The sequence below is a fragment of the Azospirillum baldaniorum genome, assembly GCF_003119195.2.
Taxonomy (GTDB): domain Bacteria; phylum Pseudomonadota; class Alphaproteobacteria; order Azospirillales; family Azospirillaceae; genus Azospirillum; species Azospirillum baldaniorum.
This window is the reverse complement of sequence record NZ_CP022254.1, coordinates 532,416-557,601: the sequence shown is the minus strand read 5'-3', so window position 1 is coordinate 557,601 and position 25,186 is coordinate 532,416. Positions and strand designations below refer to the sequence as shown.

Below are 25,186 nucleotides of genomic sequence, written 5' to 3'. Positions count from 1 at the left end.
TCTCAATTCTGTTCGTTGTGCAGCGTGACGAAGCGGCCATGGCGGTGGAAGCTCTGGGACGAGCCACCGGCCAGGATCGCCTCGGCCACGGCGTCGCGGTCCTCCACCACGAAGCCGGCCAGCACGGCGACGCCGTAGCGGAACAGCCGCGGGGTCAGCGGCGTCCCCGGTCCGACCAGGGCGACGCAGGTTCCCTGCGCCACCGACAGCAGGCGGGGCAGGCTGCGGTTGGTCAGGGTGGATGCGGTGATCGCCGCCCCCTCAGCGCCCGGCAGCAGCCATTCCCCGGCGGCTTCCGGATACTCCCCGTCGCTGGGATTCATTTCGACCACATGGGCGTTGGGCAGGCGACGGGCAATCTGCGGGAAGGCCCCGAAGACGACGACGCGCCCCTCCATCCCGGTGAACAGGTCCAGCCCGTTGGCCGAAGAGCCGGTCAGGTCGGGGCGGTTGTAATGGGCGTTCAGGGCGGCCATGCCGACCGCGGCTTCCTGCGGGTCCCAGGAGCGGGCGGCGTGCGCGGCCAGTTCGGCGAGGCCGACGCCGGCCCAGCGCGCCGGATCGGGCGGTGGCGCCGACTGCGGGCGGGCGGCCAACCCGATGCCGGGTCCCCGGACGCCGTCCGTCTCCACCATGATCCATTTGGCGCCGATGGTGATGGCGCGGACCTCCGCATCCTCCACCCCGTGCAGCAGGTCGTCGTAGAGCCGGTGCGCGCCCCACCAGCGCCACAGCGCGTCCTCGTCCGGCGAGATCAGCGCGGTGAAGCCGCCGGTGAAGCTCTGCCACTCGTTGAGGAAGCGGCTGCCGACGCTGGTCAGCACCGGGATGCCTTCGGCGATGCCGGCCAGCAGCTCGTCCGCCAGCCCTTCGCCATGCGCCTCCAGCCCGGCGAACTTGTTGACCACCAGCAGGTCGGCGCGCTCCGCGATGGCGCGGCGCAGCGCTTGGCTGGCCTCGGCCACCCCCTGGGGGTCGACGCGGCAGGATTGCGACTGGCGGCCCAGATGCTGGGAAATGTCGTAGGCCTTGCCGGTGGCGACGTCCACCAGCTCCATCAGGTCGGCGCAGTCGCCGGGGGCACCGGTGTTGCGCTGGATCACGCCGCCGACGCGGAAGCCGCGCCGCTGCAATTCCATCACGAACCGGTCGATCATCGCGTCCACGGCGGTGGAGCCGGGGCCATGGACCACCGCACCGGGACGCAGCGGGGGCGGGACCGCAGGGCGCAGGGTCGGCATGGGGCGGGCTCCTTCAGGGATGGACGACGGCCAGGGCAAGAACGGGCATCACGCGGCGGAGGCGCCGCGGCGGATGTGGTACACGAACACCTCGCCGCGCGTCTCGTGCGCCAGCAGCAGGTTGTCGGTCGTGTTGCAGAAATGCTTGAAATCGATGATCGACGCCGGGTCGGTGGCGTAGACGATCACCTCCTCCCCCTCGGCCATTTTGTCCAGCAGGGCGCGCGTCCGCAGGATGGGCAGCGGGCAATGCAGCCCCTTCACGTCGAGTTCCTTGGCCGCCACGGACGTAACCTCTTCTTCTGCATGGGCACCGGACGCCGCGACTGTAGCGGGTTCACGCCGCCGTCTCCACCGTTCCCGTAGATTTGCCATTCCGTGCAATTGGGCGTTCCCGGCGGGCCGGGGCACCTTTGCCGGGCTGGGATGTTAGCCAGGGAAACGGATTCGAACGAACAATGCGGGAGCAACGCTTATGGCCGGTCGGCATTTCGACAAGGTGGTGGTCATCACCGGGGCGTCCAGCGGGATCGGCCGGGCGACCGCCCTGGAGTTCGCGCGCCAGGGCGCCGCGGTGGTGCTGGCGGCGCGGCGCCACGCCGCCCTGCACGAGGTCGCGGAGGACTGCATCGAGGCCGGGGGGCGGGCGATGGTCGTGCCCACCGACGTGCGCGACCAGGAGCAGATGAACCGGCTGGCCGAGCGCGCCATCGAGGTGTTCGGCGGGATCGACGTCTGGGTGAACAACGCGGGCGTGATCGCCTTCGGGCGCTTCGAGGAGACTCCGCAGGACGTGTTCGAGGAGGTGATGCGCACCAATTTCTTCGGAACCGCCAACGGCTGCCGCGCCGTGCTGCCGCATTTCCTGGAGCGGGGGGAGGGCACGGTCATCAACGTCGCCTCGCTGGCTTCGATCGTCGGGCAGCGCTACGCCGCCGCCTACGCCGCCAGCAAATTCGCGGTGCGCGGCTTCTCCGAGACGCTGCGGCAGGAACTGGTGGAGGACCCTGGCATCCAGGTCTGCACCGTGCTGCCCGGCCCCATCGACACGCCGCTGTGGCAGCATGGCGCGAACTACACCGGCCGCGCCGTCAAGGCGATGACGCCGCTGCGCCCGCCGGAGGAGGTCGCCGAGGCCATCCTGCGCCTTGCCGAAAACCCCCGGCCGGAGCTGTTCGTCGGCGCCGCGGGGCGTTCGGCCGCCCTGCCGCATGTGGTGGCGCCGGCGCTGGCCGACCGCATGCTGGCCCACCGGATGGACCGGGACATGTTCGACAACCGCCCAGCCCACGACACCTCCGGCGGTGTTCTGGAGGCCATGCCGGACTATCGCGAGGCGAGCGGCGGCTGGATGGAAAGGGCCGCAGCGCAGGCACCCCAAGGCCGGGTGGAAGGACGCCGCGCCTTGTGCTGGACCAACGTCGCCCTGTTTTTGCTGCCCATCGGCCTGATGAGTCGTCTGCCCGCCCATGTCTGGGAGCGGCGGGCGTGGGAGGGGTCGAGGGTCAGGCCGTCAGCATCTTGAGGCCTGACAAGGCGAGGATCGCCGCCAAAAGATAGCGCAGCGCCGCGGTCGGCAGATGGCGGCTGCCCAGCCAGGCGCCGACCGCCCCACCAACCCCGGCGGCGGCCAGCCACCAGGGCAGGGCCGCGGGGAGGGTCGTCGCGGTTGTCCAGGTCCCGGCCAGCGCCGCCGCCGAGTTCAGCAGGTTGTAGGCGGCCGAGACGGCAGCGGCGCGGCGCGTCTCGACCCAGCCCATGAGCAGGATCAGCGGCGCCAGGAAGATGCCGCCGCCGGTGCCGGTCATCCCGGACAGAAAGCCGACCGCGGCTCCGGCGGCGAGCGCCGGCAGGAAGGGTGGCGTGGTTGCGTCCGCCCGTTCGGGCGTTCCGCGGGTCGCCCAGGTGGAACGCGCCAGTTCCAGCGCCGCCAGAAGGAGGATCGCCCCGACCAGCGGGTAATAGACAAGCGGCGGCAGGTGCATCGTGCCGCCGAGGAACGAGAAGGGCATCCCCAGCACGCCGAACGGGTAGAAGGCCCGCCACGTGAACAGCCCGGCGCGGGCGAAGCGGACGGTGCCGATCGCCGCCACCAGGAGGTTGAGGGCGAGCGCCGTCGGCTTCATCGTCGCCGGGTCGAGCCCGACGATGCCCATGACTGCCAGATAGCCGGAGGCTCCGGCCTGCCCGACCGCGGCGTACAGCGTGGCGACGGCCAGGATCAGCGCCGTCAGACCGACCGTCTCGTTGAACACCCGCGTTTCCCCTCAAGCCGTGCCGGTCGCTTGTAAACCGGGCGCGCGGGTGGGGCCAGGGAAAGGGCGGAGGTTTTCCGAACCATGGCGGCGTGGCGCTGTTGGCGGGGGAGGGGCACCGACGCCCATCCCCCCTTCACCCCCGTCCTTCGGAGGCTGCCCATGCACGCCCGCGAAATGATCAGCACGCACCCCCAGGTCCGCGGAAACGCCAACGACGCGCTCATCCGCTGCATCGAGGCCTGTTACGATTGCGCGCAGACCTGCACCACCTGCGCCGACGCCTGCCTGGGCGAGGGTCAGCTGGCCGAGCTGGTCCAGTGCATCCGCCTAAACATGGATTGCGCCGACGTCTGCACGGCGACCGGCTCCGTCGCCACCCGGCGCAGCGGCTCAAACGAGGCGGTGATCCGCGCCATGCTCGACGCCTGCGCCACCGCCTGCCGCCTGTGCGCCGAGGAGTGCGAGCGGCACGCCGGCATGCATCAGCATTGCCGCATCTGCGCCGAGGCCTGCCGGACCTGCGAGGACGCCTGCCGTCAGGCCCGGCAGACCCTGAGCCATTGACGGTGGTGGCGGTTTATCCGCCGTTGCCGAGGATCACCCGGTCCAGGTAATCGGCAAGCAGCGGGCCATCGCCCAGTCCGAGCAGCAGCTTGGACGAGACGTTGCCGTTCTCCGTCCGCAGGCCCGGAACCGCGGCGTGGCGGGCCAGGAAGCCGTCCAGCCCGGCGTTCCAGGCGGCATCGGCGTTGCGGCAGAAGATCTTCGACAGCGAGAAGTGTGGCACCTTGCGGAAGGGGCTGGCGAGGCGCTTCCCCTGGAAGACCGCCGGCGGGTTGTCGTGGGCGCGGTAGCGGGATTCGAGCGTCTTGCGGAAACTCTGGAAGGTCGTCCCGCCGCTCTCCATGCCGATGGTGACGACCGGCACGCCGAGCAGGGCCACCGAGTCGGCGATCAGGCGGGCGTTCTCCTCCTGGTCGCGCCGGATGGCCTCGGCGAGCCCCGGATCGCCGCGCATCGCCTCGGTCAGCCCCACCGTGCGCGGCGTGTGGAAGGAGCTTTTGTTCAGCACCATCACCTTGCTGCGGAAGGACCCGGCGCCGAAGATGCCGTCGAAGAAGCTGTGCGCCATGGCCCCGGCGCGCCCCTGGACGCACAGATAGACGGATTGCTCGTATTCCCGGCGCCCCGGGTTGTCGCCGACCAGGATCAGTTCCGGCAAGGGGCCGTCCCCGGCGCTGTAGGCGGCGAGGTCGTCGTTGATGACGAACAATGGCGACACGGAGTCCCGAAGGGCACGGACCCGCTCCCCATGTTCAGCGACGCGGGTCCGGAACAGCGAAACCACGTCCGGCCGGGCGTCCGCGGGCGGGACATCGCCCAGGATGACGGACAGGCGCCGCAACGCGGCCTCGTGGTTGGTCGCCGATGGGTCCGTTGCCGCCGCGTCGATCGAGGATACCGCCATTCCCATCACCCCTTGTGCTAACGAGCCTCATCTAAGGGACTGGTGATTGTGTTGTCGAGTGGCGTCGATCCGGCTATAGAGTGCGCCAGGGAAGCGACCGGAGCCGCGCCGATTGCGGTTTCGACAGGAGGGTCGGAAAGAATGAAGCTGTCAGACGTCGATATTCGCCGATACCTCGCCGAAGGACGCATCGAGATCGACCCGTTGCCGGCGGAGAGCCAGATCGGCGCCATGTCGGTCGACCTCCAGCTCGGGAACGCCTTCCAGGTTTTCCCGCCGGGCAAGGCGGCCTTCGTGGACCTCGCCCCGCCCGAGGGCCATCCCAGCCAGGTTCCCGACAAGCTGATGGACCGCGTCGAGGTCCCCGTCGGCGAGCCGTTCTTCCTGCATCCGGGCGAACTGGTGCTCGGCATCACCGTGCAGCGCATTGGCCTGCCCAACGACATCGCCGGCCGTCTGGACGGCCGCAGCAGCCTCGCCCGTCTGGGCCTGATGGTGCACGCCACCGCGCACACCATCGATCCGGGCTGGAATGGCCGCATCACGCTGGAATTCTTCAATTGCGGACGGTTGCCGCTGGCGCTGCGGCCGGGCATGCGCATCTGCGCCCTCAGCTTCGAGACGCTGATGTCGCCGACCTCCAAGCCCTACGCCGCACGCCCCGACGCCAAGTACCGCGACCAGCTCGATCCGCTGCCAAGCCGGATCAATCTGGAACAGCCCTGACGGCAAACGACGAGAACGACGAAAAGGCGCCTCCCCTCCGAGGCGCCTTTTTCTTTTGGCCATCCGGCTTGCCCACCCCTCGCCCCCGCCCGCAGGGACTCGGCAGGGAAACGATTGATCGCGCCTGGATCATTCGCATCCCCAACATCGCTGTTGACCAAAGCTGTATTATCGATCATACAGGTTCCTGTCTTATGAAGAGACATACACCGGTTTCCAGCGAGGGGGAGGCGGGGCACTGTGAAGTCGTCGGTCGAACCGCTGAAGGCGCGCCGGATCTACCTGCTGCTGCGCGACCGCATCGTCGCCGGCGACCTGCCGCCGGGCGGGCGCCTGCCGGGGGAACCGGCGCTGGCCGCCGAGCACGCCGTGTCGCGGGTGACCGTGCGCCGGGCGCTCGACCTGCTGGAGAAGGAAGGGCTGGTGCAACGCAAGGCCGGCTCCGGCACCTTCGTCCATGACAGCCGTGCGGTCCGTCCGATCGTCGCCGACCTTTCCAACGTGCTGTCCCATCTGATCGACATGGGGCGCAGCACCGACGTGAAGCTGCTCTCCTTCGGGTACGTCGCGCCGCCGGAAGCGATCGCCGAAAGCCTGGGCTTGAAGCCGGGTGAGCGGGTCCAGCGGTCGGTGCGCGTCCGGCTGATCGACGGGGAGCCCTTCTCCTACCTGACCACCCATGTGCCGGAATGGCTCGGCCTGACCTATTCGGAGGCGGAACTGGCGGCGCGCCCGCTGCTGGAGCTGATCGAACGGTCGGGCGTGAAGACCGAGCGGGCGACCCAGGCGATCAACGCCACGCTGGCCGGGCCGGAGCCGGCGGCGGCGCTCGATCTGGAGATCGGCTCGCCGCTGCTGACTCTGACCCGCATCGTGCACGACCCGTCCGGCCGCGGGGTGGAGCATCTGCACGCGCTGTACCGGCCCGACCGCTACAGCTTCCACATGGATCTGGTGCGCATCGGCGACGACGGGGAGCGGCGGTGGAGCCCGGCCCTGGGGCGGCCGCGCGTGCCCAGTAAAAAAGGCCGATAAGGCCAAGGCCGACAAAGGCAAAACCGACAAGAACAATGCGGGCGAAAAGCCCACCCGCGGCTCGCGGGTCATCAAGCAGAGGAGTTGAGCGTTATGGGACGTTCGGTTCAGGACTCCGCACTCTCCGGCATCTCCCGCCGCACGGTGCTCAAGGCGGGCGCTGCGGCCGCCGCCTTCGCGACGGTGCCGGTGGCCGCTTCGTCGATTCTGCGCGCGCAGACCCCAGCCGTGAAGATCGGCATTCTCCAGCCGGTGACCGGCGCGCTCGCCCACGACGGCGACCTCGGCCGGCTCGGCGCCGAGATGGCGATCAACGAGATCAACGCCGCGGGCGGCATCAAGTCGCTGGGCGGGGCCAAGATCGAAATGGTGTTCGGGGACGCCCGCTCCACACCGGAGGCCGGCACGCAGGAGGTCGAGCGCATGCAGGCCGAGGGCGTGTGCGCCATCGTCGGCGGCTTCGCCAGCCCGATCTGCCTCGCCGCCTCGCAGGCGGCGGCGCGCTACGATCTGCCCTACCTCGTCGATGTCGGCGTGTCGGACCAGATCATGGCGCGCGGCCTGACCAACACCTTCCGCTTCAGCCCCGGCTTCGGCAAGGTCACCCAGGTCGCGCTCGACAACCTGACCAAGATCAACGAGTTGGCCGGCAAGCCGGCGAAGACCGTCGTGCTGGTGCACGAGGACGGCCTGTTCGGCTCCGGTCTCGCCAAGCTGCTGCAGACCGAGCTGCCCAAGCGCGGCTTCGAGATCCTGGAGACCATCGCCCACCCGACCCCGGCGCGCGATATGTCCAACGTGGCGCTGCGCATCCGCTCGCTGAACCCGGACCTCGTCATCCCGTCCAACTACTACGGCGAGTTCGTTCTGCTTGCCCGCACCATGCAGCAGCAGCGCATCAAGCCGAAGGGCGTCTACGCGGTGCTGGGCGGGGCGGCGTCGAACGGGCGCTTCGTCAAGGAATTCCCGCAGGCCGCCCAAAACGTCATCGACTGCAACCACTGGCACGACCCGAAGAACCCGCAGGCCCTGGCGTTGCGCAAGGCGGTGGAGGCGCAGGGCAAGTCCTTCGCCTACAACGTCCCGCTGAACTATTCGAACGTGCTGCTGCTGGCCGACGCCATCGAACGCGCGGCCTCCGCCGACCGCAAGACGATCATCGAGGCGCTGAACGGCTCCACCTTCGCCGGCCACATCATGCCCTACGGCCCGACGAAGTTCGTCAACGGCCAGAACGAGGGCGCCACCCCGATCAACACGCAGATCCAGGGCGAGGACATCAAGGTGATCTTCCCCGAGTTCTTCGCGGAGGCGAAGGCCAACTACCCGGCGGCGTAACCCGTCCCGTCGCCTTCGCACCTCCCGCATTTTCCCTACCCATCCCGCGGCGCCGCGCAGCGGCCGCCCGGACGGGTGGGGGACCGTTTCCCTCATGCGCGGGCTGCCATGTATTCACCTCAGATCATCCTGGAAGCGGCGCTGAACGGGCTGATGACCGGCGCGGTCTACGCGCTGATCGCCCTCGGCCTGACGCTGATCTACGGCGTGCTCCACATCATCAACTTCGCCCACGGCGCGCTGCTGACCTGCGCCATGTTCGCGGTCTGGGTCGCCTGGGCCTGGCTCGGCCTCGACCCCTATCTGGTGATCGTGCCGCTGGTGCCGTTGATGTTCGTGCTGGGCTACGGGCTGCAGCGCTTCGTCATCGGGCCGGCCAGCCACGGCGACGACGGCAACATCCTGCTGGTCACGCTCGGCCTGTCGATCGTGCTGGAGAATGTGCTGCTGGCGGTCTTCCAGTCGGACACCCGCACGCTCGACACCGATTATTCGTTCCAGGTGGTCGCGCTGGGGCCGCTGCTGCTCTCCTACCCGCGGGTGATCGGTCTGGGGGTGGCGGTGGTGGTGACCGGGCTGCTCTGGCTGGTTCTGAACCGCACCGACACCGGCAAGGCGATTCGCGCCGTCGCCAAGGAGAAGCTGGGCGCCAATCTGGTCGGCATCGACGTGCCGCATGTCTACGCCATCACCTTCGGGCTGGGCTGCGCCTGCCTCGCCGTGGCCGCCGGTCTGCTGATGCCGACTTTCTACGTCAACCCGCGCATCGGCAGCGCCTTCGTGCTGGTCGCCTTCACGGTCGTGGTGCTGGGCGGCATGGGCTCGCTCCCCGGAGCGCTGCTGGGCGGCCTGTTCATCGGCGTGGTGGAAAGCCTGTGCGGCCTGTTCCTCGGCGACAGCCTGGGGCAGATCGGCATCTTCCTGATCTTCATCGCCGTGCTGCTGGTGCGGCCGACCGGCCTGTTCGGAGCCAAGGCATGACCGCGCGCGACCTGATCCCGATCGCCGTCCTGGCCGTCCTCGCCGCGCTGCTGCCGCTGGTGGTGACCTCCAGCCCGGTGATGAACTTCCTCGTCTTCACGCTGATCGTGGCGCTGGGCGCGCAGGGCTGGAACATCCTGGGCGGCTTCGGCGGCCAGTTCAGCTTCGGCCATGCCGCCTTCTTCGGCACCGGCGCCTATGTGACGGCGATTCTGCAGCTGCGCTACGGCGTCAACGCCTGGGCCGGGCTGCTGCTGGCGACGGCGGCGGGGGCGGCGGTCGCCTGGACGATCGGCTTCCTCAGCTTCCGCTCCGGCCTGCGCGGCTCCTACTTCGCGCTGGTGACTCTGGCCTTCGCCGAGGTGTTCCGCATCCTCGCCAACGCGGCCTCCTTCACCGGCGGCGCTGCCGGCCTGCTGATCAAGCTGGACGTCCACCCCGCCAACCTGCAATTCGCCGACCGCGCCGTCTTCTACTGGCTGGTCCTGGCCTTCGTCACCGGCGTGCTTCTGCTGACGCGCTGGATCCAGCGCTCGCGCTTCGGGGCGCAGCTCGTCGCGGTGCGCGAGAACGAGGACGCGGCCAAGGCGCTGGGCGTCGACTCCCTGAAGGTGAAGCTGCGCGCCATCGCGCTGTCGGGCGCGGTGACGGCGCTGTCCGGCTGCCTCTACGCCCAGTATTTCCTCTACATCGACGCCCACATCGCCTACGGCAGCTGGATCTCGGTGGAACTCCTGCTCGCCCCGATCATCGGCGGCGTCGGCACCGTCTTCGGGCCGGTGGTGGGGGCGCTGACCCTGCACGGGCTGGGCGAACTCGCCAAGCAGTTCGCCGGCCGCGTCCCCGGCATCGACCTGATCGTCTTCGGCAGCGTTCTGGTGCTTGCCGTGGCCTTCGCCCGCGGCGGCATCCTGGGCCTGCTGGAGCGGCTGCGCGACCGCGGCCGCGGGCTGGTGACGCGCGGCGCCAAGGAGGTGTCCCATGCTGGCCGTTGAGTCCGTCTCCAAACGCTTCGGCGGCCTGATGGCGGTGGACAATGCGTCGCTCGCGCTGGAGCCCGGCGGCATCATCGGCCTGATCGGGCCGAACGGCGCCGGCAAGACGACGCTGTTCTCGATGATCTCCGGCTTCGTGGCACCCAGCGACGGGCGGATCCTGTTCGAGGGCACCGACATCACCGGCGAGGAGCCGCACCGCCGCGCCGAACGCGGCATCGGTCGCACCTTCCAGATCGTCCAGCCCTTCGCCGGGCTGACGGTGTGCGAGAACATCGCGGTCGGCGCCTATCTGCGCCACGCCAGGCGCGCCGACGCCATCGCCAAGGCGCGCGACGTCGCCCGCCGGGTCGGGTTGGCGGCCGAGCTGGACCGGCCGGCCGGCGGATTGACGGTGGCCGGGCGCAAGCGGCTGGAACTGGCCCGCGCGCTCGCCACCGAGCCGAAGCTGCTGCTGCTGGACGAGGTGCTGGCCGGCCTGAACCCGTCGGAAATCCGCGACATCATCCCGGTGATCCGGGGCATCCGCGACGAAGGGGTGACGATCCTGATGATCGAACACGTCATGCAGGCGGTGATGAACCTGTGCGAGCGCGTCTATGTGCTGGCGCAGGGCCGCATGATCGCCGAGGGCAAGCCCGCCGTCGTCTGCGCCGATCCCCGCGTGATCGAGGCCTATCTCGGCCACGGCGCCGCCGCCCGCCTGGCGGCGGAGGGGGCGTCCCATGGCTGAGGCGCTTCTGAGCATCCAGGGGCTGAAGACCGGCTACGGCGCCACCGAGGTGCTGCGCGGCATCGACATGGCCGTGCTGGATCGCGAGATCGTGACGGTCCTCGGCTCCAACGGCGTCGGCAAGACGACGCTGAACAAGGTGCTGTCCGGCGTGCTGCCGCCCTGGGCCGGGGAGATCCGCTTCGCCGGCAACCGCATCGACGGCCGCTCCGCCGCGCGCATCGTGGAGGAGGGGCTGATCCAGGTGCCGGAAGGCCGCAAGATCTTCCCCAACCTGTCGATCCGCGAGAATCTGGAGCTGGGCAGCTACCGCCGCGGCAAGCCGAACCGGGCGCGGAACCTGGAGCGCATCTTCACCACCTTCCCCCGCCTCAAGGAGCGCGAGGGCCAGCTCGCCGGAACGCTGTCGGGCGGCGAGCAGCAGATGCTCGCCATCGGGCGCGGCATGATGGCCGAACCGCTGCTGCTGATCCTCGACGAACCGTCGCTCGGCCTGTCGCCGCTGGTGGTCGAGGAGATGTTCGGGCTGATCCGCCAGCTGAACGAGGGCGGGCTGGCGATCCTGCTGGTCGAGCAGAACGTCGTCCAGTCGCTGGAGGTCGCCCGCCGGGCCTACATCCTCGAAAACGGAGTCTTCGCGCTGTCGGGTCCGTCCGACGAGATCGCGCGCGACCCCGAATTGAAACGCACCTATCTCGGCCTCTAGGGGCCGTCCGCTCGGGAGCGGTGACATGACAAGCCTGTCCTTTGACGTGAAGCCGGCGAGCCAACTGCTCGCCGCCGCCCGCCCGTCCTGGCTCGATCGTTGCGGCACCTTCGCCGCCGGCCTGACCGTCGCCGACCTGCCGGCCCCGGTGGTGGAGCGGGCGAAGCTGGTGCTGCTGGACTGCGTCGGCGTGATCGCCGCCGGCATGCAGGAGCCGGAATGCCAAGCGCTCGCCGCCCGCCTCGCCGAGACCGGCGGTTCCGGCGATTGCCCGGCCATCGGCAGCGGCCGGGGCTTCGCCACCGGGTCCGCCGCCTTCCTCAACGGTCTGGCCGGAACCATGCTGGAACTGGACGAGGGCAACCAGTACGCCCGCGGCCATCCGGCGATCCACGTCGTGCCGGCCCTTCTCGCCGCCGGCCCTCGCGTGAAGGCGTCCGGCGCCGACCTGCTGACCGCGCTGGCGCTCGGCTACGAGATCGGGTCGCGCATCGGCATCGCCGCCAAGCTGCTGGTCACCACCCACCCGCACGGCACCTGGGGCACCGCCGGGGCGGCGCTGGGCGTCGCCCACCTGAACCGCGCCGACGCGGCGTTGATGATCGAGACGCTCAACATCGCCTCGACCCTCGGCCTCGCCACCAGCCGGCGGACGATGCTGGAGGGCGGCACGGTGCGCAACGCCTATGCCGGGGTGTCGAACCAGCTCGGCCTGACCGCCTGGGATCTGGCGGCGAGCGGCATCATCGGCGAGACCGACGGGGTGGGCAGCGTGTTCGGCGGCGTCATCGCCACCGACTTCCGGCCGGAGCTGATGGTGGAGGAGCTGGGCGAGCGTTGGGAGATCGCCCGCAACTACTTCAAGCGCCACGCCGCCTGCCGCTACACCCACGGCGCGCTCGACGCGCTGGGCGACATCGTGGCGCAAGCCGGCGGGCGGATCGCCCCGGCGGAGGTCGCGGCCATCGAGGTCGACACCTACGTGTGGGCCGCCCAGCTCGACGGGGCCGAGCCGAAGAACATGCTGGCGGCGAAATTCTCGCTGCCCTTCGCGCTGGCGACCTTCCTCGCCAACGGCGCCGCCACCCCCGAGGCCTTCCGCGACGGCGCCCGCCAGGACGCGGCGACCCGCGCGCTTGCCCGCCGGGTGACCGTGCGCGAGGACCGCGGCCTGACCGCCCGCCTTCCCGGCCTGCGCCCGGCCCGCGTCCGCCTGACCCTGGCCGACGGCCGGCGCTTCGAGGCCGAGGCGCTGACCAACAAGGGCGACACCGAGGACCCCTACAGCCCGGAGGAGGTGCGCGCCAAGTTCGCCGACCTCGCCGGTCCGGTCTGGGGTGCTGCCCACGCCGCCGCCATTGCCGACTGCGTCGCGTCGATCGACCGCGCGGCCGACCTTTCAACCCTGACCCGGCTTCTGTCGGCGCCCGCCGCCGCCGGGGGGAGCGTCTGAGATGACCCGACCCGATCTCACCTTCAAACTGCGGCTCGCCGAGGACCGCGTCGTCCTGGCCCCCGGCGTCTACGACGCCTTCACCGCCTCGCTGGCGGCGGCGGCGGGGTTCGAGGCGCTCTACCTGTCGGGCGCCGCCATCGCCTACACCCGGCTCGGCCGGCCCGACATCGGGCTGGTCTCGGTCAGCGAGGTGGCGGACACCATCGCGCTGGTGCGCGACCGCGTGCCGACGCCGCTGGTGGTGGACGCCGACACCGGCTATGGCAACGCGCTGAACGTGCAGCGCACCGTGCGCATGTTCGAGCGGGCCGGCGCCACCGCCCTGCAGCTTGAGGACCAGAGCTTTCCCAAGCGCTGCGGCCACCTGACCGACAAGGCGGTGATCCCGGCCGGCGAAATGGCCGGCAAGATCAAGGCGGCGGTCGACGCCCGGGCCAGCGAAGGCACGCTGATCATCGCCCGCACCGACGCGGTGGCGGTGGAGGGCGTCCCGGCGGCGCTCGACCGTGCGCGTCTCTATGTCGAGGCCGGCGCCGACGTGCTGTTCGTCGAGGCGCCGAAGAGCCGGGAGCAGCTCTCCGCCATCGCCACCGACCTCGGCGGTATCCGCCCGCTGCTCGCCAACATGGTGGAGGGCGGGCAGACGCCGATCAGCTCCGCCGCCGATCTGGGCGATCTCGGTTACCGGCTGGTGATCTTCCCCGGCGGCATCGTGCGGGCGCTGGCACGGCAGGCGCAGGATTACTACGCCTCGCTGGCCCAGCACGGCACCACCCAGCCCTTCCGCGACCGCATGTTCGACTTCAACGCGCTGAACGATCTCATCGGCACGCCGGAGATGCTGGCGCTCGGCGAAACCTACAAGGACTTCCCTCCAAAAAATCCCGGTGCCGCCAAGCGGGAGGACGCAGCATGACCACCCAGAAAACCACAATCGACCCCGTCACGCTGGCCGTCCTGAAGGGCCGGCTGGAGCAGATCGCCGACGAGATGGACGCGACGCTCTACCGCTCGGCCTTCAACCCGATCATCGCGGAGGCGCGCGACGCCTGCCACGGCCTCTACCACGCCGAAACCGGCGCCACGCTGGTTCAGGGCACCAACGGCCTGCCGATCTTCGTCGGCGCCATGGCCTTCGCGGTCAAGGCGGTGATCGACAAGGTGGCGCGGGAGGGCGACCTGCACCCCGACGACATCTTCCTGTTCAACGACCCCTACGACGGCGGCACCCATCTGAATGACTTCCGGCTGGTGCGGCCGATCTTCCGCCAGGGCCGGCTGTTCTGCTGGATGGCGTCGGTCGGCCACTGGCTCGACATCGGCGGCAACGTGCCGGGCAACTTCAACGCGCGGGCCACAGACAGCTTCCAGGAAGGCGTGCGCATCCCGCCGGTGAAGCTGGTCAAGGCGGGGGTGATGAACCACGACCTGCTGGCGATCCTCGCCGCGAACTCCCGCGTGCCGGTGTCCAACTACGGCGACCTGAACGGGCAGCTCAACGCGCTCGACCTTGGCGTGCGCCGCCTGACCGAACTGCTGGACGAGCATGGCGAGGACACCGTCGCCGCGGCCTTCGACGCCTTCACCGCGCGGGCCGAGGCGCTGATGCGCAGCGCGCTGTCGAAGCTGCCCGATGGCACCTACAGCTTCGAGGATTATCTCGACAACGACGGCATCACCGCCGACCGTCTGCGGATCGCGCTCGACCTCACCATCGCGGGCGACCGCATGGTGCTGGACTTCTCCCGTTCCTCCGCACCCTGCGCCGGGCCGCTCAACATCGCCTATTCCACGGCGGTCGCCTGCTGCTACGTCGCGCTGAAGCATGTCTTCACCGACGTGCCGGCCAACGCCGGCTGCCTCAACCCGATCACCTTCATCATTCCCGAGACGACGCTGCTGGCGGTGAAGCCGCCCAAGCCGGTCGGCGGCTACACCGAGACCATCCTACGCGTCATCGGCGTGGTCTTCGGCGCGCTGGCCCTGGCCGACCCGGCCCGCGCCACCGCCGCCCCCTTCGGCACCATCAACGCGCTGTCGCTGGCCGGCCACCGTCCGGACGGTTCGCGCTGGGTGATGTTCTCCTTCTTCGGCGGCGGCCTGGGAGGCAACCCGGAGAGCGACGGGCTGAACCACGCCAACAACCCGATCTCCACCGCCACCATCCCACCGGTGGAAATCCTCGAAGCCGCTTATCCGGTGATGTTCACCCAATGGGCGCTGCGCCCGGATTCCGCAGGGGCCGGCCTGCACCGCGGCGGGCTGGGCGCCGTCTACGAGATCGAGGCGCTGACCGCCGCCGACGTCTTCCTGCTCGGCGAGCGCGGCGTCTTCGCGCCCTTCGGGGTGGCCGGCGGCACGCCCGCGGCGCTGAACCGCTTCGTCTGGCAGAGCGACGAGGGCGAGAAGTCGCCGCCGCTCGCCTCCAAGGTCACCGACGTGAAGATCCGCGACGGTCAGCGCGTGCGGCTGGAGACTCCCGGTGGTGGTGGCTGGGGCGACCCGCGACGCCGCGACGCCGAGGCCGTGGCCCGCGACGTGCGGCTCGGCTACCTCGGCATCGACGCGGCGCGCAGCGCCTACGGCGTGGCGCTGACCGACGACGGTGCACTCGACGTCGCCGCCACCGCGGCGCTCCGCGAAACCCCCGCCGCCTGACGAATCCGGAAGCAAGACCATGAGCAACGGCATCTCCACGGGTGCAATCGTCGGCGTCGATGTCGGCGGCACCTTCACCGACTTGTTCCATTACGACGAGGCGCGCGGCAGCTTCCGCACCGCCAAGGTCCCGTCCAACCGTGGCGACGAGGCGGTCGGCTTCCTCGCCGGCCTGCAGAGCTTCGGCCCGGTCTCCGAACTGGGCTCCATCGTCCACGGCACCACGGTCGGCACCAACGCGCTCTTGGAGCGCAAGGGCGCCAAGGTCGGCCTCATCACCACCGCCGGCTTCCGCGACGTGCTGGAGATGCGCCGCCGCGACCGCCGCCAGACCTGGGGCCTGTGGGGCGACTTCGTCCCCGTGGTTGACCGCGACCTGCGGCTGGAGGTGGAGGAGCGCACGCTGGCCGACGGCTCGATCCGCACCGCCGTCGATCCCGACGAGGTGCGCGCTGCCGCCCGCCGGCTGGCCGAGATAGGGGCGGAGGCGCTGGCCATCGTCTTCATCAACGCCTACGCCAACCCGGCCAACGAATTGGCGGCGCTGGAGGCGGCGCGCGAGGTCTGGCCGAACGCCAACCTCGAATGCTCCTCGCGCATCCTGCCGGAGATCCGCGAGTTCGAGCGCACCTCGACCACCGCGCTGAACGCCTATCTCCAGCCGGTGGTCGGCAGCTACCTTGCCAAGCTCGACAACGCGCTGGCCGGGGAGGGGTTCGGCGGACGCTTCCACATCGTGCAGTCGAACGGCGGCGTCATGTCCACCGACACCGCCCGGCGTCTGCCGGTGCGCACCGCCCTGTCGGGTCCGGCGGCCGGCGTCATCGCCGCCGCGGCGATCTCCAAGGCGGCGGGCTTCCCCAACGTCATCACCGGCGACCTCGGCGGCACCAGCTTCGACGTGTCGCTGGTGGTGGAGGGGCAGACCATGCTGGCGGCCCAGACCACCATCGACTTCGGTCTGGTCGTCCGCACGCCGATGATCGAGATCACCACCATCGGCGCCGGCGGCGGCTCCATCGCCGGGGTCGATCCCGGCGGCATGCTCCAGGTCGGGCCGGAGAGCGCCGGTTCGCGGCCGGGACCGGTCTGCTACGGCCAGGGCAACACCCGCCCGACGCTGACCGACGCCAACGTGCTGCTCGGCCGCATCAACGCGGAGCGACCGATCGGCGGCAAGCTCGCCCGGCTGGACGTGGACGCCGCCCGTACCGCCATCGCCACCCACGTCGCCGAGCCGCTCGGCCTCGACGTCATGGCGGCGGCAGAGGCGGTGGTGCGCATCGCCAACAGCAAGATGGCCGGCGCCATCCGCCTCGTCTCCATCGAGCGCGGGCACGACCCGGCCAAGTTCGCCGCCGTGCCCTTCGGTGGAGGCGGCGCGCTGCATGTCGGCGCGCTCATCAAGGAGGTCGGGCTGAAGGCGGCGCTGGTGCCGCGCTTCCCCGGCGTGACTTCGGCGCTCGGCTGCGTCATCGCCGACATCCGCCACGATCAGGTGCAGACGGTGAACCTGCCGTTGGCCGGCATCGACGCCGCGTCGCTCGACCGCCGCATGGTGGAGGAGGCGACCGCCGCCCGCGCCGTGGTGGAGTCCGCCGGCCTCAGCGTCGAGCGCATCGACCTCGTCTTCGAACTCGACATGCACTACATCGGCCAGACCCACACGGTCGCCGTGCCGCTGCCGGTGTCGGTGGCGAACGGCACCACCGGTGTCGACGAGGCCACCATCCGCGCCGCCTTCGAGCGCGCCTATCAGGCGTCCTTCAGCCGGTTGCTGCCGGGGGTGGGCGCCAAGATCGTCAACCTGCGCACCGCCGCCATCGGCCGCCGTCCGCATTTCGACCTCGCCGCCCTGGCCCCCGCCGCCGGCACGACGGTGGAGGGCGCCCACGCCGGTTCGCGGCCCGTCTGGTTCGACGGGGCGTGGCACGACACGGCGGTCTACAACCGCCTCGATCTGCCGGTCGGTGCGCACATCCAGGGTCCGGCGATCCTGGAGCAGCCGGACGCCACCACCGTCATCGACCCCGACCTCAGCGCCCGCGTCGACGGCTACGGCAACGTCATCGTGGAAAGGAGCACCCGATGAGCGGCACCGCCATTCCCATGGAGCGCACCGCCCTGTTGGTCTGCGACCTGCAGAACGATTTCCTCCATCCGGAGGGGGCCTATGGCCGCGCCGGCCAGACGGCGCCGGACATCCTGGCGCTGCCGGAGCGGGTGAAGCCGCTGGCCGACCTGTTGCGGTCGCGCGGCGGCTGGGTGATCTCCACCAACTTCACCCTGGTGCCGGGCCGGGGCGGCGAGCCGATGATCTCGCCCCACCTGAAGGCGCTGCGGCCGTTCCTGGCGAAGGGCGACTTCCAGCCGGGCGGCTGGGGACACCGCACGGTGGACACGCTCCAGCCCGTCGATGTCGAGGTCGAGAAGATCGCCTATTCCGCCTTCTACATGTCGCGGCTGGAGTGGGTGCTGCGCAAATGCGGGGTGGAGCGGCTGCTGGTCTGCGGCATCGTCACCAACGGCGGCGTCGCCTCGACCGTCCGCGACGCCCATGTCCGCGACTTCGACACCATTTTGCTGGAGGACGGCTGCGCCGCCTTCACGCCGCAGGTCCATGACGTCTCGGTCGCCGCCCTCCGCCCGGTCTGCCGCGTGGCGACGGTCGCGACGATGCTGGAGGAGTTGTCCACGCCATGAGCCGCATCCTGTCCGCCGAGGGCGTGGCGTTCGAATTCACGGTGCCCGTCGTCGTGATCGGCGGCGGTGCGGCCGGGATGATCGCAGCCCTCGCCGCCCAGGAGCGCGGGGCGGAGGTGCTGGTGCTGGAGCGCGACGCGCTGCCCCAGGGCTCCACCGCCCTGTCGGCCGGCCTGATCCCGGCGCCGGGCACCCGCTGGCAGCGCAACGCCGGGATCGAGGACAGCGCGGAGCGCTTCGCCGCCGACATCATCGCCAAGGCGAAGGGGGAGCCCGAGCCGGCGGAGGTGTCCCGCGTCGCCCGCGCCGTCGGCCCGGCGCTGGAATGGCTGGCCGACCGCTACGGCCTGCCGTTCTCGGTGGTCGACAATTTCACCTACCCCGGCCACAGCGCCCGGCGCATGCACGGGCTGCCCAGCCGGTCGGGGGCCGAGTTGATCGACCGGCTGCGCGGCGCCGTCGAGGCCGCCGGCATCGACGTGCTGTGCGAGGCGCATGTGACCGCGCTCTACGCCGACGGCCCACGTGTCCGCGGCGTGGAGGTGACCCGGCCCGACGGCAGCGTCGAGCGGGTCGGCTGCGCCGCATTGATCCTCGCCTGCAACGGCTATGGCGGCAACAGAACGCTGGTCGAGCGCCATGTGCCGGAACTGGCCGACGCGCTCTATTTCGGCCATCCCGGCAACCAGGGCGACGCGCTTCTCTGGGGTGAAGCGCTGGGAGCGACGACGCGGCACCTGTCGGGGCACCAGGGTCACGGTTCGGTCGCCCATCCCGCCGGCATCCTGATCACCTGGGCGACGGTCACCGAAGGCGGCGTGCAGGTGAACACCGAGGGCAAGCGCTTCTCCAACGAGGCACAGGGCTATTCGGAACAGGCCGCCGTCGTGCTGCGTCAGCCCGACGGCATCGCCTGGACCGTGTTCGACGAGCGCATCGCCGCCGTCGCCCGCCAGTTCGAGGATTTCCGGCAGGCCGAGGCGATGGGCGCGGTGCTCGGCGCCGACGACCCAGCGGACCTCGCCCGTCAGATGAAGGTCGACGCGGAGGCGCTCACCGTCACGTTGGCCGAGGCCGACCGGTTGAAGGCAGCGGGGGGAACCGACGGCTTCGGCCGGAGCTTCGCCGGCTCGGCGCCGCTGGTGGCACCTTATCGCGCCGTCCGCGTCACCGGCGCCCTGTTCCACACCCAGGGCGGACTGGTCGTCGATGACGACGCCCGCGTTTTGGCCAGGACGCCGGACGGGCAGGGCGGGGCGCTGCCCAACCTCTACGCCGCCGGCGGGGCTGCCTGCGGCGTGTCGGGATCGAAAGCGTCCGGCTATCTGTCCGGCAACGGGCTGCTGACCGCGGTGGCGCTGGGGCGCATCGCCGGGGTGGCCGCGGCGGACGCCGTGAAGGAGGGAAGCAACCCATGACGCAGCATCCCCGCAGCCTGTTCGACAAGGTCTGGGACGCCCATCTGGTGGCGACACGGCCGGACGGGCAGGCGTTGCTCGCCATCGACCGCCATTTCCTGCATGAGGGCTCGTTCCACGCCTTCGGCATGATCGACCACGCCAAACGCCCGGTGCGGCGGCCGGAGCTGACCTTCGCCGTCGCCGACCATTACGTGCCCTCGCACAGCCGCGCCAAACCGATCGCCGATCCCGAGATCGCCAACATGGTGACCATGTTGGAGGCCAACGCCGAGCGCCACGGCCTGCGCCATTTCGGCCTGCACGACCCGGCGCAGGGCATCGTCCATGTGCTGGCTCCGGAACAGGGGCTGACCCTGCCGGGCCTGACCATCGTCTGCGGCGACAGCCACACCTCCACCCACGGCGCCTTCGGCGCGCTCGCCTTCGGCATCGGCGCCACCGAGGTCTCGCATGTGCTGGCGACCCAGACCCTGTGGCAGCGCCGGCCCAAGACCATGCGCATCATCATCGACGGAGAGTTGGGCGCGCATGTGACGGCCAAGGACCTCATCCTGGCGGTGATCGGCTTCATCGGCGCCGACGGGGCCGCCGGCCACGTCATCGAGTACGCCGGCAGCGCCATCCGCGCCCTGTCGATGGAAGGCCGGCTGACCGTCTGCAACATGTCGATCGAGGCGGGGGCGCGGGCCGGCATGATCGCCCCCGACGACATCACCTTCTCCTGGATCGAGGGGCGGAATTACGCTCCTAAGGGTGACCTGTTCGACCGCGCCGTCGCGCATTGGCGGACCCTGCCCAGCGACCCGGAGGCCGCCTTTGACCGCGAGGTGTCGCTCGACGCCGCGGCCATCGCCCCGTTGGTCACCTGGGGCACCAGCCCCGAGACCGCGGTGCCGGTCACCGGTACGGTTCCCGATCCCGGCGCCGAGAGCGACCCGGTGCGCGCCGGCCAGATGCGCAAGATGCTCGATTACATGGGGCTGACCCCCGGCACGCGGCTGGAGGAGGTCGGCATCGACCGCGTCTTCATCGGCTCCTGCACCAACGCCCGGCTGGAAGACCTGCGCGCCGCCGCCGCCGTGCTGCGGGGCCGCCGCGCCGTGGTGCCGGGGCTGGTGGTTGCGGGGTCGGTCCCGGTGCGCCGTCAGGCCGAGGCGGAGGGGCTGGACCGCGTCTTCATCGGCGCCGGCCTGGAATGGGGCGAGCCCGGCTGTTCGATGTGCGTCGGCATCAACGGCGACCTCGTCCCGGCCGGGGAGCGCTGCGCCTCGACCACCAACCGCAACTTCCCCGGCCGCCAGGGGCCGAACGCGCGCACCCATCTGATGAGTCCGGCCATGGCCGCCGCCGCCGCCGTGACGGGGCGCCTCACCGATGTCCGCAAGTTGGGAGCAAGCTAAGGATGGACCCCTTCGTCACGCTGACCGCGCCGGCGGTGCCGCTCGACATCGCCAACATCGACACCGACCAGTTGCTTCCGGCGCGCTTCCTGAAGAAGCCGCGCAGCGCCGGCTATGGCAACTTTCTGTTCCATGACGAGCGCAAACCGGGCTTTCCGCTGGACGACCCCGCCTACGCCGGCGCCCGCGTGCTGGTGAGCGACCGCAATTTCGGTTGCGGGTCATCGCGGGAGGGGGCGGTCTACGCGCTGGTGGACGGCGGGTTCCGCTGCGTCGTCGCCCCCAGTTTCGGCGACATCTTCGCCGCCAACGCCGCCAAGAACGGCCTGCTGACCATCACCCTGCCGGAGGAGACGGTGGCGGAGCTGCGCCGCCAATTGCAGGAGGCGCCGGGCGCCGCCGTCACCGTGGACCTGCCGGCCCAGACCCTGAGCGGCCCGGACGGCCAGCCGCTGCCCTTCGCCATCGACCCGTTCAAGAAGGAATGCCTGATCGAGGGGCTCGACGACGTGGCGCTGACGCTGCGCCACCAGGACGCCATCGACGCCTTCGACCGCGCCGACGCCGCGGCGCGGCCTTGGCTGGTGCCGGGAGGCTGACGGGGCGTTGACGGCCCGGCGCCGGATTACGACGCCGCGTCGCAGACCACCCGGTTGCGGCCGCCGTTCTTCGCGCGGTACAGCGCCTCGTCCGCCCGGGCGAGCACGGCGGCGATGCTGGTCTCGGCCGGCCGCAGCGCGCTGACTCCAATGCTGACGGTGAAGGTGAGGACGGACCCGGCGCCGTTGGCGATCCGCACGTCGGTTTCGGCCAGCGCCCGGCGCAGCCGCTCCGCCAGCAGAGCCGCCCCCTGCGGCGGCGTCTCGGGCAGCAGGATGGCGAACTCCTCGCCGCCCAGCCGGCCCAGGACGTCGGCGCCGCGCACCAGGGACCGGCAGACGCGGACCACGCTGCGGATCGCCTCGTCCCCGGTGGCGTGACCGTAGGTGTCGTTGACTTTCTTGAAGTGGTCGATGTCCAGCATGATCGCCGACAGCGGCTGGCCGCTGCGCTGCGCCCGCGCCACCTCATCGGCGGCCCGCGCCATGAAGCGCCCGCGGTTCAGCGCCCCGGTCAGGGAATCGGTGGTGGCGAGCCGTTCCAACTGGCGCTGCATGTCGACCACGCGGGAGGCGGCGAGCAGCCGGGCGCGCAGCCATGTCAGGTCCAGCGGCTTGCGCAGGAACTCGTCGGCGCCGTTCTCCACCACTTCGAAGAACTGGTTGGTGATGCTGCCGGGAATCATCAGCATCAGGTAGAGGTGCCGTTCCCGCTGCGCCGCGCGCAGGTGCCAGCAGACCTCCACCCCCTCCGTCTCGCCGACGCGGAAATCGACGAGCGCGATGTCGATGGGCTCGTCGCGGCAGCGGGTCAAGGCCATCTGGCCGCTTTCGGCAAAAGTCGCCTGATGGCCGAAGCCCTCAAGCTGCTGGCACAGCACCGTGCGCGCCATGCGCGAATCGTCCACCACCAAAATCCGCATGCGGCCTCCACGACCATTGCTTCAGAGAAGCACAAAGCCCTGAAGGAAACATTACAACCGTATGGATTTTCGAATGAGCCCGCATCAAGGGGCTGCAAGCGCCGACTCGGTTGGGAAACGCACAAATGCAAGCGGAAATCAGGTGGCGGATGGGGTGGGATTCGAACCCACGGTGGAGTTGCCCCCACGCCAGTTTTCAAGACTGGAGCCTTAAACCGCTCGGCCACCCATCCAATCAACGCTTTCAAGGACCTAGCCTTGCACGTCGGGGGACCATCGTCTGCTGATCCCCGCTTTGATCCCTAAAGACGGAGCCTGATTTCGGCTCTCCGCTTGCCGGCGATCGGAAGCGGGGGGAACATGCCGTGTCCCTGGTCCGGGGTCAACTCGCTTTTGAGCCCCGTTGTGCAGCGAACACCGATGTTGAACGTAAGGGCGTCACATGCGGATCGGACGGCCCAGATTTGACAGTCGCTTTGTCGGCTTCGGGGGCGTCGGGGAGTCAGAGAAATCGGGCAGGCTGGGGGCGCGGCTGATAACCTTGCGGATCATGACGCCCGTCGCCTCAAGATCCTCGATCACCGTGGCGGACACGCGGCCCGCGTAACGCGGGCGGTCCAGCTTGCTGCGCATCTCCTCGATGATCTTCAATTCCGGCTCGAACAACTCGCGCGCGCCGATGGGAAGCGCCTGATCGTCCCGCATGCGCTCGAAATAGTTCCGGGTGGAGCGGGCCAGCAGGCCGGTCAGCAACAGGTCGATCCGTTCGAACTCCGTGCGCAGATCGGACAGCTTCGCTGTGTTGACGGTCGTCAGGCGCTCTTCCGTCAGCGCGACGAGGGCGCGCACCTCTTCCACCTTCCGGCGGAAGCCGAGGAAGGAGGAAAAGCGGTCTTCCTCAATGTCGCGTTGCGCGCGTGCGCCCAGAGCGACCGCTTCGCCGGCCTGCTGCTCGATGGCCGTCAGCAGTCCTTCGATCGCTCTGCGGCCACTGTCCTGTCCCCAGACCATCGTCTTGCCGCCTCTCCCCGCGGATGGACGCTCGCTCGGTTTCCGAGTCGGCCTTGAGGATGCGCGAAAAAATTTAAGAAATGTCTGACCCGTCGCGCAGGTCGAGCAGGACGGGCGTGTGGTCGGATGCCTTTTCCGCACCGCGCGGGCGGCGGTCGATGCGGCACTCCACCAGACGGTCGGCGGCCTGCGGGGACAGCAGGAAGTGATCGATGCGCAGCCCCAGGTCCCGCGGCCAACAGCCCGCCTGATAGTCCCAGAAGGTGTAGGCGTGGTCGTCGTCGTGCAGGGCGCGGTAGGCTTCGGTCAGGCCCAGATTCAGCAGGGCGCGGAACTTCGCCCGTGATTCGGGCTGGAACAGGGCGTCACCGGCGAAGGCCACCGGGTCGAAGACGTCGCGCGGCTCCGGAATGATGTTGTAGTCGCCGCCCAGGACGAAGGGGATTTCCTGGGCCAGCAGGCTGCGGGCATGGGTGTGCAGCCGGTCCATCCAGCGGAGCTTGTAGGCGAACTTCTCCGTCCCGAGCGGGTTGCCGTTGGGCAGGTAGAGCGAGGCGATGCGCACGCCGCTCACCGTGGCCTCGACATAGCGGGCCTGCTCATCCTCCGGTTCGCCGGGCAGGCGGGTCAGCACGTCCTCGTGCGGCGCCTTGGAGAGGAACGCCACGCCGTTGTAGGACTTCTGCCCCACCGGCGTGACGTGATAGCCCAACTCCTCGAAGGCGGCGCGGGGAAAGGCCGCGGTCTCGCACTTGATCTCCTGCAGTAGCGCGACGTCCGGGGACTCCGCGCGCAGCCAGTCGGTGATCAGCGGAAGGCGGGCCTTCGCCGAATTGACGTTCCAGGTGGCGATCTTCACGTCGTGTTCTTCTTGTTCGGCAAAGGCCAGGAGGGAAAGGCCAAGGGGGGGAAAAAGGACCCGTCAGGCGGCGAAGGAGTTGCCGCAGCCGCAGGAGGCCGTGGCGTTCGGGTTCTTGATCTGGAAGGCCGCCCCCATCAGGTCCTCGACATAGTCGAGGGTGGAGCCGGCCAGCAGGTCCAGCGAGACGTCGTCGGTGACCACCTTCACGCCGTTCTTCTCGAAGACGTGATCGTCCTCGTTTGCCGTGGCGTCGAAGGCGAAGCCGTACTGGAAGCCGGAGCAGCCGCCGCCCGACACGGTCAGGCGCAGCATCAGGGCCGGGTCGCCCTCATGCTCGATCAGGAAGGCGACGCGCTTGGCGGCGCTGTCGGACACGGTCAGAACGCGCGCACCCTCTTGCGCGGCGGCGGGAAGGGCGGTGTCGGGCATGGGACGGACCTCGGTGTTTCGCGGGGGTGTTTCGCGGGACAGACGACACAATGACGAATGTAAGGGTGCGTCCGCCTTTCGTCAAAGGCATGTCCGGTCCTCTCATGCCTGACCTGCGGTTCGCCTGGACGGTTCGCCTGGACGGTTCGCCTGGACGGTTCGCCTGGACGGTTCGCCTGGGCGCGGCTGCCGGATGTCTCGGCGGGTCTCCGCCTTCGCCGTTGCACAGCGCGGTTTGCGTCG

The 25,186-nt window shown here is 70.0% G+C and carries 25 protein-coding genes and 1 tRNA gene; 17 read left to right on the top strand and 9 right to left on the bottom strand.

Features of this window, described 5'->3' with window-relative positions:
- Positions 1-2 precede the first annotated feature (2 nt).
- A complete protein-coding gene (locus Sp245p_RS16945; RefSeq protein WP_014197333.1) occupies positions 3-1,241 on the bottom strand; it encodes a DUF2478 domain-containing protein in 1,239 nt (412 codons plus the stop codon).
- Between the two features lie 48 nt (positions 1,242-1,289).
- The gene (locus tag Sp245p_RS16940) at positions 1,290-1,526 is read right to left on the bottom strand and encodes a sulfurtransferase TusA family protein (RefSeq protein WP_014197332.1); all 237 of its coding nucleotides are present in this window, start codon (positions 1,524-1,526) and stop codon (positions 1,290-1,292) included.
- A gap of 190 nt (positions 1,527-1,716) precedes the next feature.
- Here Sp245p_RS16940 and Sp245p_RS16935 point away from each other — a divergent pair, with 190 nt between their 5' ends.
- Complete coding sequence (locus Sp245p_RS16935) at positions 1,717-2,766, top strand: SDR family oxidoreductase (protein ID WP_014197331.1); 1,050 nt, start codon at positions 1,717-1,719, stop codon at positions 2,764-2,766.
- Here Sp245p_RS16935 and Sp245p_RS16930 read toward each other — a convergent pair.
- Positions 2,747-3,496, bottom strand: a complete 750-nt coding sequence (locus tag Sp245p_RS16930) for a sulfite exporter TauE/SafE family protein (RefSeq protein ID WP_014197330.1) — start codon at positions 3,494-3,496, stop codon at positions 2,747-2,749. The two genes, Sp245p_RS16935 and Sp245p_RS16930, sit on opposite strands and share 20 nt — an antisense overlap.
- A gap of 162 nt (positions 3,497-3,658) precedes the next feature.
- Here Sp245p_RS16930 and Sp245p_RS16925 point away from each other — a divergent pair, with 162 nt between their 5' ends.
- Entirely contained in the window at positions 3,659-4,063 is a 405-nt protein-coding gene (locus tag Sp245p_RS16925; protein WP_014197329.1) for a four-helix bundle copper-binding protein, read from the top strand.
- A 13-nt stretch (positions 4,064-4,076) separates the two neighbouring features.
- On the opposite strand, the gene Sp245p_RS16920 is transcribed toward Sp245p_RS16925, so the two are convergent.
- Positions 4,077-4,967: a hypothetical protein gene (locus Sp245p_RS16920; protein ID WP_014197328.1), complete on the bottom strand. Its 891-nt coding sequence runs from the start codon at positions 4,965-4,967 to the stop codon at positions 4,077-4,079.
- A 141-nt stretch (positions 4,968-5,108) separates the two neighbouring features.
- On the opposite strand from Sp245p_RS16920, the gene dcd reads away from it, so the two are divergent.
- The 15 genes from dcd to leuD all read left to right on the top strand — a co-directional run bounded on the left by dcd (position 5,109) and on the right by leuD (position 21,718).
- Positions 5,109-5,693, top strand: coding sequence for a dCTP deaminase (gene dcd / locus Sp245p_RS16915; RefSeq protein ID WP_014197327.1), 585 nt, complete (start codon positions 5,109-5,111; stop codon positions 5,691-5,693).
- 240 nt (positions 5,694-5,933) lie between these two features.
- Complete coding sequence (locus Sp245p_RS16910; RefSeq protein ID WP_014197326.1) at positions 5,934-6,728, top strand: GntR family transcriptional regulator; 795 nt, start codon at positions 5,934-5,936, stop codon at positions 6,726-6,728.
- Positions 6,729-6,821: 93 nt separating this feature from the next.
- Positions 6,822-8,066, top strand: a complete 1,245-nt coding sequence (locus Sp245p_RS16905; RefSeq protein ID WP_014197325.1) for an ABC transporter substrate-binding protein — start codon at positions 6,822-6,824, stop codon at positions 8,064-8,066.
- A 108-nt stretch (positions 8,067-8,174) separates the two neighbouring features.
- Positions 8,175-9,047, top strand: coding sequence for a branched-chain amino acid ABC transporter permease (locus Sp245p_RS16900; RefSeq protein ID WP_014197324.1), 873 nt, complete (start codon positions 8,175-8,177; stop codon positions 9,045-9,047).
- Positions 9,044-10,042 (top strand): branched-chain amino acid ABC transporter permease, encoded by a 999-nt coding sequence (locus tag Sp245p_RS16895; protein WP_014197323.1) that lies wholly within the window; start codon positions 9,044-9,046, stop codon positions 10,040-10,042. The genes Sp245p_RS16900 and Sp245p_RS16895 overlap by 4 nt, the downstream gene beginning before the upstream one ends.
- Complete coding sequence (locus Sp245p_RS16890) at positions 10,029-10,775, top strand: ABC transporter ATP-binding protein (protein WP_109138698.1); 747 nt, start codon at positions 10,029-10,031, stop codon at positions 10,773-10,775. Before Sp245p_RS16895 ends, Sp245p_RS16890 begins: the two co-directional genes overlap by 14 nt.
- A complete protein-coding gene (locus Sp245p_RS16885; RefSeq protein ID WP_109138697.1) occupies positions 10,768-11,481 on the top strand; it encodes an ABC transporter ATP-binding protein in 714 nt (237 codons plus the stop codon). Before Sp245p_RS16890 ends, Sp245p_RS16885 begins: the two co-directional genes overlap by 8 nt.
- A gap of 25 nt (positions 11,482-11,506) precedes the next feature.
- On the top strand, positions 11,507-12,934 hold the full coding sequence (locus tag Sp245p_RS16880; protein ID WP_109138696.1) for an MmgE/PrpD family protein: 1,428 nt from the start codon (positions 11,507-11,509) through the stop codon (positions 12,932-12,934).
- 1 nt (position 12,935) lies between these two features.
- The gene (locus Sp245p_RS16875; RefSeq protein WP_109138695.1) at positions 12,936-13,853 is read left to right on the top strand and encodes an isocitrate lyase/PEP mutase family protein; all 918 of its coding nucleotides are present in this window, start codon (positions 12,936-12,938) and stop codon (positions 13,851-13,853) included.
- The gene (locus Sp245p_RS16870) at positions 13,850-15,595 is read left to right on the top strand and encodes a hydantoinase B/oxoprolinase family protein (protein WP_109138694.1); all 1,746 of its coding nucleotides are present in this window, start codon (positions 13,850-13,852) and stop codon (positions 15,593-15,595) included. Before Sp245p_RS16875 ends, Sp245p_RS16870 begins: the two co-directional genes overlap by 4 nt.
- Positions 15,596-15,614: 19 nt before the next feature.
- Entirely contained in the window at positions 15,615-17,687 is a 2,073-nt protein-coding gene (locus Sp245p_RS16865) for a hydantoinase/oxoprolinase family protein (RefSeq protein ID WP_014197316.1), read from the top strand.
- On the top strand, positions 17,684-18,298 hold the full coding sequence (locus tag Sp245p_RS16860; RefSeq protein ID WP_014197315.1) for a cysteine hydrolase family protein: 615 nt from the start codon (positions 17,684-17,686) through the stop codon (positions 18,296-18,298). Before Sp245p_RS16865 ends, Sp245p_RS16860 begins: the two co-directional genes overlap by 4 nt.
- Entirely contained in the window at positions 18,295-19,716 is a 1,422-nt protein-coding gene (locus Sp245p_RS16855; RefSeq protein WP_014197314.1) for an FAD-dependent oxidoreductase, read from the top strand. Before Sp245p_RS16860 ends, Sp245p_RS16855 begins: the two co-directional genes overlap by 4 nt.
- The gene (gene leuC / locus Sp245p_RS16850) at positions 19,713-21,119 is read left to right on the top strand and encodes a 3-isopropylmalate dehydratase large subunit (RefSeq protein ID WP_014197313.1); all 1,407 of its coding nucleotides are present in this window, start codon (positions 19,713-19,715) and stop codon (positions 21,117-21,119) included. The genes Sp245p_RS16855 and leuC overlap by 4 nt, the downstream gene beginning before the upstream one ends.
- Positions 21,120-21,121: 2 nt before the next feature.
- A complete protein-coding gene (gene leuD, locus Sp245p_RS16845; protein ID WP_014197312.1) occupies positions 21,122-21,718 on the top strand; it encodes a 3-isopropylmalate dehydratase small subunit in 597 nt (198 codons plus the stop codon).
- A gap of 26 nt (positions 21,719-21,744) precedes the next feature.
- Here leuD and Sp245p_RS16840 read toward each other — a convergent pair whose 3' ends face one another.
- From Sp245p_RS16840 to erpA, 5 genes are all read right to left on the bottom strand, one after another.
- Entirely contained in the window at positions 21,745-22,641 is an 897-nt protein-coding gene (locus Sp245p_RS16840) for a diguanylate cyclase (protein ID WP_014197311.1), read from the bottom strand.
- 143 nt (positions 22,642-22,784) lie between these two features.
- A tRNA-Ser gene (locus tag Sp245p_RS16835) sits at positions 22,785-22,874 on the bottom strand.
- A gap of 205 nt (positions 22,875-23,079) precedes the next feature.
- Complete coding sequence (locus tag Sp245p_RS16830) at positions 23,080-23,652, bottom strand: hypothetical protein (protein WP_014197309.1); 573 nt, start codon at positions 23,650-23,652, stop codon at positions 23,080-23,082.
- A 73-nt stretch (positions 23,653-23,725) separates the two neighbouring features.
- Entirely contained in the window at positions 23,726-24,511 is a 786-nt protein-coding gene (locus Sp245p_RS16825; protein ID WP_014197308.1) for an exodeoxyribonuclease III, read from the bottom strand.
- Positions 24,512-24,574: 63 nt separating this feature from the next.
- Positions 24,575-24,943, bottom strand: coding sequence for an iron-sulfur cluster insertion protein ErpA (gene erpA, locus Sp245p_RS16820; RefSeq protein WP_014197307.1), 369 nt, complete (start codon positions 24,941-24,943; stop codon positions 24,575-24,577).
- Positions 24,944-25,186 lie beyond the last annotated feature (243 nt).